The 5,798-nt window shown below is 51.7% G+C and carries 8 protein-coding genes and 1 pseudogene; all 9 read right to left on the bottom strand.

The window, feature by feature from the left end; genetic code table 11:
- On the bottom strand, positions 1–1,694 hold a 1,694-nt coding region (gene tssF / locus ACIPLA_RS27835), incomplete at its 3' end, for a type VI secretion system baseplate subunit TssF (protein ID WP_401177660.1).
- Between the two features lie 15 nt (positions 1,695–1,709).
- On the bottom strand, positions 1,710–2,162 hold the full coding sequence (locus ACIPLA_RS27840; RefSeq protein ID WP_241824468.1) for a hypothetical protein: 453 nt from the start codon (positions 2,160–2,162) through the stop codon (positions 1,710–1,712).
- 50 nt (positions 2,163–2,212) lie between these two features.
- On the bottom strand, positions 2,213–2,602 hold the full coding sequence (locus tag ACIPLA_RS27845; protein ID WP_401177664.1) for a hypothetical protein: 390 nt from the start codon (positions 2,600–2,602) through the stop codon (positions 2,213–2,215).
- Between the two features lie 102 nt (positions 2,603–2,704).
- Positions 2,705–3,169 carry a hypothetical protein gene (locus tag ACIPLA_RS27850; protein WP_148050153.1) on the bottom strand — a complete coding sequence of 155 codons (465 nt, stop codon included), beginning with the start codon at positions 3,167–3,169 and terminating at the stop codon, positions 2,705–2,707.
- On the bottom strand, positions 3,147–3,560 hold the full coding sequence (locus tag ACIPLA_RS27855; protein ID WP_401177667.1) for a hypothetical protein: 414 nt from the start codon (positions 3,558–3,560) through the stop codon (positions 3,147–3,149). The genes ACIPLA_RS27850 and ACIPLA_RS27855 overlap by 23 nt, the downstream gene beginning before the upstream one ends.
- Entirely contained in the window at positions 3,560–4,498 is a 939-nt protein-coding gene (locus ACIPLA_RS27860) for a DUF6402 family protein (RefSeq protein WP_401177670.1), read from the bottom strand. Before ACIPLA_RS27860 ends, ACIPLA_RS27855 begins: the two co-directional genes overlap by 1 nt.
- Before the next feature lie 61 nt (positions 4,499–4,559).
- Positions 4,560–5,084 carry a PAAR domain-containing protein gene (locus ACIPLA_RS27865; protein WP_401177673.1) on the bottom strand — a complete coding sequence of 175 codons (525 nt, stop codon included), beginning with the start codon at positions 5,082–5,084 and terminating at the stop codon, positions 4,560–4,562.
- A 10-nt stretch (positions 5,085–5,094) separates the two neighbouring features.
- Positions 5,095–5,502, bottom strand: a complete 408-nt coding sequence (gene tssE, locus ACIPLA_RS27870) for a type VI secretion system baseplate subunit TssE (protein ID WP_401177676.1) — start codon at positions 5,500–5,502, stop codon at positions 5,095–5,097.
- A gap of 14 nt (positions 5,503–5,516) precedes the next feature.
- Positions 5,517–5,798: pseudogene (locus tag ACIPLA_RS27875) on the bottom strand (type VI secretion system contractile sheath large subunit); the annotation flags it as partial.

The raw sequence follows: 5,798 nt of genomic DNA on the forward strand, positions 1-5,798 counted from the left end.
GCGTAAAGCGCGAAAAACTCGTTAAGAACCGAAGCGAACACGAACAGGTCGCCCTCGCCGATATACCCTTCCGGGTCGATGGTCAGCTCGGTGCGCAACCCGCGTACCGGCAACCCTCGGTGCAATCTGTCGACGTGCTGGTGCTTGATCGACTTGAGCCCGCCCAGCAGGCGCTTGCTGACTTTTTCCGCGTGTTGGTCGTAGTAGCGCGGCAGGTCGTAGGTTTCGAGAATCACCTTCAGCGCATTGACGTCGGCCAGCGACAGATAGTTGAGCGACATGTTGCTGATCAACTTCCAGAGGAAGTCACGGTTCAGCGGCGGCGCGAAACTCGACGTGGCCGGGGTGATGTTGCGGAAGCTCAAAAACTCCGGCGTCTCTTCACAGGCCATGCAGATGTCGCCGAGCTTGAGCTTGCGCGGCAGGTTCTGGTTGGTGCACATCAGCTCGATCGACAGGGTTTCGTGGGCTTCGGTGTGGCGGATGCCGAAGCTCAGGTAGGTGTCGAGGCCGTCGTGCAGCAAGGACGAACGCTGGCGGATGCTGTAATGCGGACGGCTGGTGGGCACGTCGAAACTTGGGTCGTGTTCGAAGGATTCGAACGGCACGTATTCCTGATAACCGAGGCCGCCGGGCTTCCAGCCAGTGACGGTTTCCACCGAGAACACGCCGCAGTTTTGCAGGTCGTATTCGGCCGGTAGCAGCAGGTATTCGTCCTGTTTGCCATCGAGGCGAATGGGCAAAGCATCGTGCTCGAACAGGTTAACGATCGGCGTGCAGTAGAGCTTCACGTTGTCCAGGGTCGGACGCATACGCATGATGCCGCTCTTGCGAATATCGAAACGCAATTCGAGGCCGCGCATTTGCTTGAGCGTGTCTTCCGGCAGTGCCTTGAGCAGGTCCAGACCGTTGATATCAACGAAGAGAAATTTGTCCTGGAAGGCGAAATATTCCTGCAGGTAGCGATAGCCGCGGAAAGTGTTCAGCGGATACGGGATCAATGCCTCTTCTTCGGCAAAACCCACCGGCTGCACGCGGTCGCCGGGCATCTTGAACGCCATCGGCTGGCCACTCACACCGTTGATAGGCTTGCCGTCTCCATCCAGCGGGATCAGCTCGATGCCTTCAAGATTGCGCAACAGGCTCAGGTAAAGCATCTGACTGATGTAGCGCTCACCGGCAAAGTGCAGACGCAGACGACTCAGCTCCAACTCGCCGAGGTGACCATCAGCACTCATTTCCAGGCGCAGGCTCAACAGCGAACCGTCACCCTTCACCGAGTAAGTCAGCGCAGCCAGATCCAGCGGCAACACCTCGGTCGGATAGCACGTGCGAAAACGGCAGCGCACATCATCGACCGGCACACTCTCCACCGGCGTATCACGCTCGACCCTCAACGCAGGCCCGGAACGCTTCAACGGATCGAACTGCAAAATGCTGAACGCCGGCAGTGGCCGCATGTAGTTGGGCCACAGCAGCTGCATCAGCGAGTGGCTCAGCTCCGGCAACTCGTCGTCGAGCTTCTGGCGCAGGCGCCCGGTCAGAAAGGCAAAGCCCTCCAGCAACCGCTCCACATCCGGATCCCGCCCGGCCTGCCCAAGGAAAGGCGCCAACGCCGGGCTACGCTCGGCGAAACGACGACCTAACTGGCGAAGTGCGGTGAGTTCGCTTTGGTAGTAGTGGTTAAAGGACATGGAGTAGCTGCCTGATCATGAATTTAGTGAAGTTACCGAACTGGCACGAAGCCAGCGTCGGATAATCAGTCGATGAACTAGTGAGCGTGTGAATAACGCGATGACACTCATACCTCCTGTCAGCATGCTGTATGCCATCGCACGAACTGGATTCTCAGGAAGAAAATAGAAAAGTACGATCGCGACCATCAGCACTATCGTTGCAAATTTCAAAGCCATTCTAGGCAGCACGAAAACAACTACATTGATGAATATAAAAAATCCAAACATCAGCTCAGCAGTTATTCCAATAGCAACGCCCCTCGCCGTGAAACCGCCCATTCGTTCTTTATAAAAAGAAACTCCAAGATCATGAACAAATACGTACAAAACGATCACCAATAAATAAGCAATAGCCCCGAAAGTTATTTTCGCGACCTGGGCACTATTAGAAACGGCGCAACTCATCGGTGTCGGATTGGAATTCACATCAAGCTCCATTAATTAAGCACTTTTTTGTACCTATATCACTACCTTGCTCACAGCGATTCACGTTTTTGGAGAAATTTCGCCCAAACCCTCACCAGCAGACTGGACATGACAATTGCAATAAAAGTCAAACTTCCCGACAGAGCACCATATGCCATACCTCGAACAGGGTATTGTGGAAGCATGTAATACAAAATAGCCAAGACCATAAACACGGCTATACCAATTTTGACTGGCATCCTCTTAACAAAAACAATAATGAAATTACAAAAAACAAAAAAGTAAAAAATCACATACATCCCCATCCCGATAGCGACACCACGAGACGTCAACCCGCCCACCATCTCTTTGTAGATTGGCACCGCATAATTATTCATGACAATGTAAAGTGCACATGCCAGAAAATGAATCAGGAAGCCTATGACTATTTGACTATTCATTTATTTGCCAACCTGCTTGTTCCAAATTCCATATTTATCCAGTTCGCCCGGAAAAAAGGGGACGGGGACAATCCCCTTTTTTCTGCGTCACTGACCCCAGCATCAATTTTCCAGAACCCTGTAAGGCGTATTGCTGATAAAAAAATTCAACCAGTGCTTTTTCGGGCTGGAAAGCCCCAACGTAAAAGCCTTGCTCGACTTATCAAATTCTATAAATACAACCCCCACTGTTTTTTCATCTTCATCGGCGCGCATATCCAACTCCAACTCGGAAAAAAGAGGTGTACGGTAAACCTGATTGGGGTTGTTTAAATCGGTGAATCGCAGATAGACAAAGTCTCGCGGGGTCAAAAGCGAGCTTGCAGGAACAGACTCGATAATATATTGCCCAGACGGACTTTTTTTCGAGACGTCTGGCGCACGATCTAAAACTTCAACCACAATGATTGCAACAGCGATCAACAAGCCACACAACAAGACAGCCATGTTTATGGGGATATTAGGGACAGTCCCCTTTTTCGTTCCCAGCGCCCTGACGCTCACCTCAATCACCCCCAACAATTTCATATGGGGTATTACTGATAAAACTATTGAGCCAATGCGTTTTCCAGTCCGGAACCCTGATACCAAAATGCTGATCGCGCTTGTAAAAATCGATCCAGACAATTCCCACAATCACATCATCCTCGTGGGAACTCATATCCACAGTGCTGCGCGAATACAAAGGAGATCTAAACACTGCGTTCGAATCTCTTTTGTCGGTGATTCTCAAGTACGCCAAATCATCGAAGGGCACGAGCAAACCTCTAACAGGCACATTTTCAATTAGATAGCTCCCTGATTCACTAACTACAAAACTACTGGCTTTGCGTTCAAGCACGCTATTCAGCGAAACAGAAAAAACAGTGATCGCGGCTACCAAAAAACATAGTGACAAAGCTATTTTTTTTGAGTCCATCAGTTCTTCACCAGTTCAATAGAAACAGGAGCAATACTTTCGTAAAAAATATCAGAAAAAAGCCTGAAATCCCCACCCTTGGAGTGAAGCTTTCTGTACTCCACAAAATGTTTGTTTTGAATAAAAAAATATCGTTTGTTTGCTGCTTCCACAAACCGTCTTTCTGATGCTTCACTCATCCCGAATATGGATGACCGCGCGATTCCAGCGGTCTCTTGGTCAATTGCCATGTTTTGCGCGTTAGCGTCGAGAACCCCAGCGACACCATCAAAATTCCAATATCCGAGTGGCTGGCTGACAAAATCGTCACCGTCATTAAAATCATAGTTATCTTCGACGTAGTAACCCAGGCGATCCGCGACGAATACAATTCTCTTATCAAAGACGTTTACAACACCTTCGGCGATAACCCGCATATTGAAATTCGCCAATGCTCCACGCAGCTCATCCAATTCACCGCCACCTAACTGACTAAAATTAACAGACCGCGAATTAAAATAGCCGAACTTCTCGGCTACACGTCCCTTACCATTGAATTTCACTGGATAACAACCGGGACCAGACTTGCCGAATGCCCGTAGCATTTTTGTGCGGATTTCAGGCATGGCTTTTTCGTTATTCCATGCCCCTTTCAGCACTTGACGCGTTTCACTAGGCTTCTTAAATTTAAGCACCCAGTCCATCTTGACTATATTTTCTTCGATGTACTGATCAGGCACTGGTCTAGTACGCTCTTTTTCTTCTTTCTCCATCCCGCCACTGGCATTTTTCCATGGTTCACCCTTAAACCAGTGACGCATCAATGCCGCGGCCACAGGCCACTTCATCTTATCCATCGCAGCAGGAATATCGCTCACTTTAAAATGACGCACAGCAGTAGACTGCCCAGTTTTGTTGCTCGCTGGAGTCAAGCTAGATGCCACTACTGTGTCTGCCATTTCAAAACCCTTAATTTAAAACCCAGAGTCAAAAACTCACTTCTAAAAAACAACTAAATACTTAAGCGATCATCACTTCGGTTTGCTGCTCAATCACCAACTCCACAGCTTCAGCCTGACCGGAAGAAATTTTTTGAGTCTTTCCATCAGCACTGGTAATACCGTTGATGATCTTTCCTGAAGCGGTTTTTAGCGTGTACGCAACGCCAGCCAATGGCTTACCGGTGTCTTTGCAATTGATTACAAAGTGCTCGTTAAACGGCCACTGAATCTCCACCGGCAACGGCGGCACAAACGGCGCCGGCGAATGCGAATTCCCGATAATCACCGTCCCGGACCCGGCCGTAACCTTGTTGCCATGAGTACCGGCTGAGCCCACGGTCGCCGCCGGTTTACCGTTAATCAAAACAGTTGTCGCAAGATCGCCAACCATCGCACCACCACACGCCGAGGCATCGCCTTGGCGGGCGGCCGCGAGGCCGTCGAAGAACACGTCGCCGGAACCGGCGGCGATCGGGTTGGTGCCGTGGCCGGGGAGCGGGCAAGCGGTGGGGTCGGTGACGCGGGCTGCGGGTTTGCCGGACATATGAGTCTCCTTAGCTGACCTTGACTTGACCGCTGCCATCCAGGCGCGCGGCGAAACTGACCTGGCGCTTGAAACCATCAACTTCCAGCAGGCCTTCGATGCTGAAGGACAGGCGAAGCTGATCGTTGTCACGCGGCAGGGAGATGACACGCACATTGCTCAGGCGTGGCTCGTAGGCTTCGATGAAATTTTCGATAGCCAGACGGGCCTGACTCAGGGAGTCGTGCAGGCTCAGGCGCATGTCATTGAGATCGGGTAGCCCGTAATCGGACAGCGTTTGCACGCTGCCCGCACGGGTGCTGAGCATCTTGGCCAGATGGGCAGCCACGGACGCCATGGCGGAAACCTCGCGGCTCCAGCCGACGCGTTTGTCTGCGTCGCCACCCAGGCGTTCGAAAAGGCTGCCGTATCCAGTCATGAGTCAGGCTCCGCTTACTCTTTGTCCAGCTTGCCAACCAGCGACAGGGTGAAATCGGCACCCATGTACTTGAAGTGCGGGCGCACGTTCAGGCTGACGCGGTACCAGCCCGGCTCGCCTTCGACATCGCTGACGATGATCTGGGCGGCGCGCAGTGGACGACGGCCACGGACTTCGGCGCTCGGGTTTTCCTGGTCGGCCACGTACTGGCGGATCCACTTGTTGAGTTCCAGCTCGAGGTCGGTACGTTCTTTCCACGAACCGAGTTGCTCGCGCTGCAGCACTTTCAAGTAGTG

Origin of the sequence: Pseudomonas sp. NPDC086112 (assembly GCF_044746425.1) — a bacterium.
GTDB lineage: Bacteria > Pseudomonadota > Gammaproteobacteria > Pseudomonadales > Pseudomonadaceae > Aquipseudomonas.

Coding starts and splice junctions, on each gene's coding strand:
- tssE (WP_401177676.1), bottom strand. CDS start 5,502: ATGACTGGATACGGCAGCCTTTTCGAACGCCTGGGTGGCGACGCAGAC.
- ACIPLA_RS27860 (WP_401177670.1), bottom strand. CDS start 4,498: ATGGCAGACACAGTAGTGGCATCTAGCTTGACTCCAGCGAGCAACAAA.
- ACIPLA_RS27865 (WP_401177673.1), bottom strand. CDS start 5,084: ATGTCCGGCAAACCCGCAGCCCGCGTCACCGACCCCACCGCTTGCCCG.
- ACIPLA_RS27855 (WP_401177667.1), bottom strand. CDS start 3,560: ATGGACTCAAAAAAAATAGCTTTGTCACTATGTTTTTTGGTAGCCGCG.
- ACIPLA_RS27850 (WP_148050153.1), bottom strand. CDS start 3,169: ATGAAATTGTTGGGGGTGATTGAGGTGAGCGTCAGGGCGCTGGGAACG.
- ACIPLA_RS27845 (WP_401177664.1), bottom strand. CDS start 2,602: ATGAATAGTCAAATAGTCATAGGCTTCCTGATTCATTTTCTGGCATGT.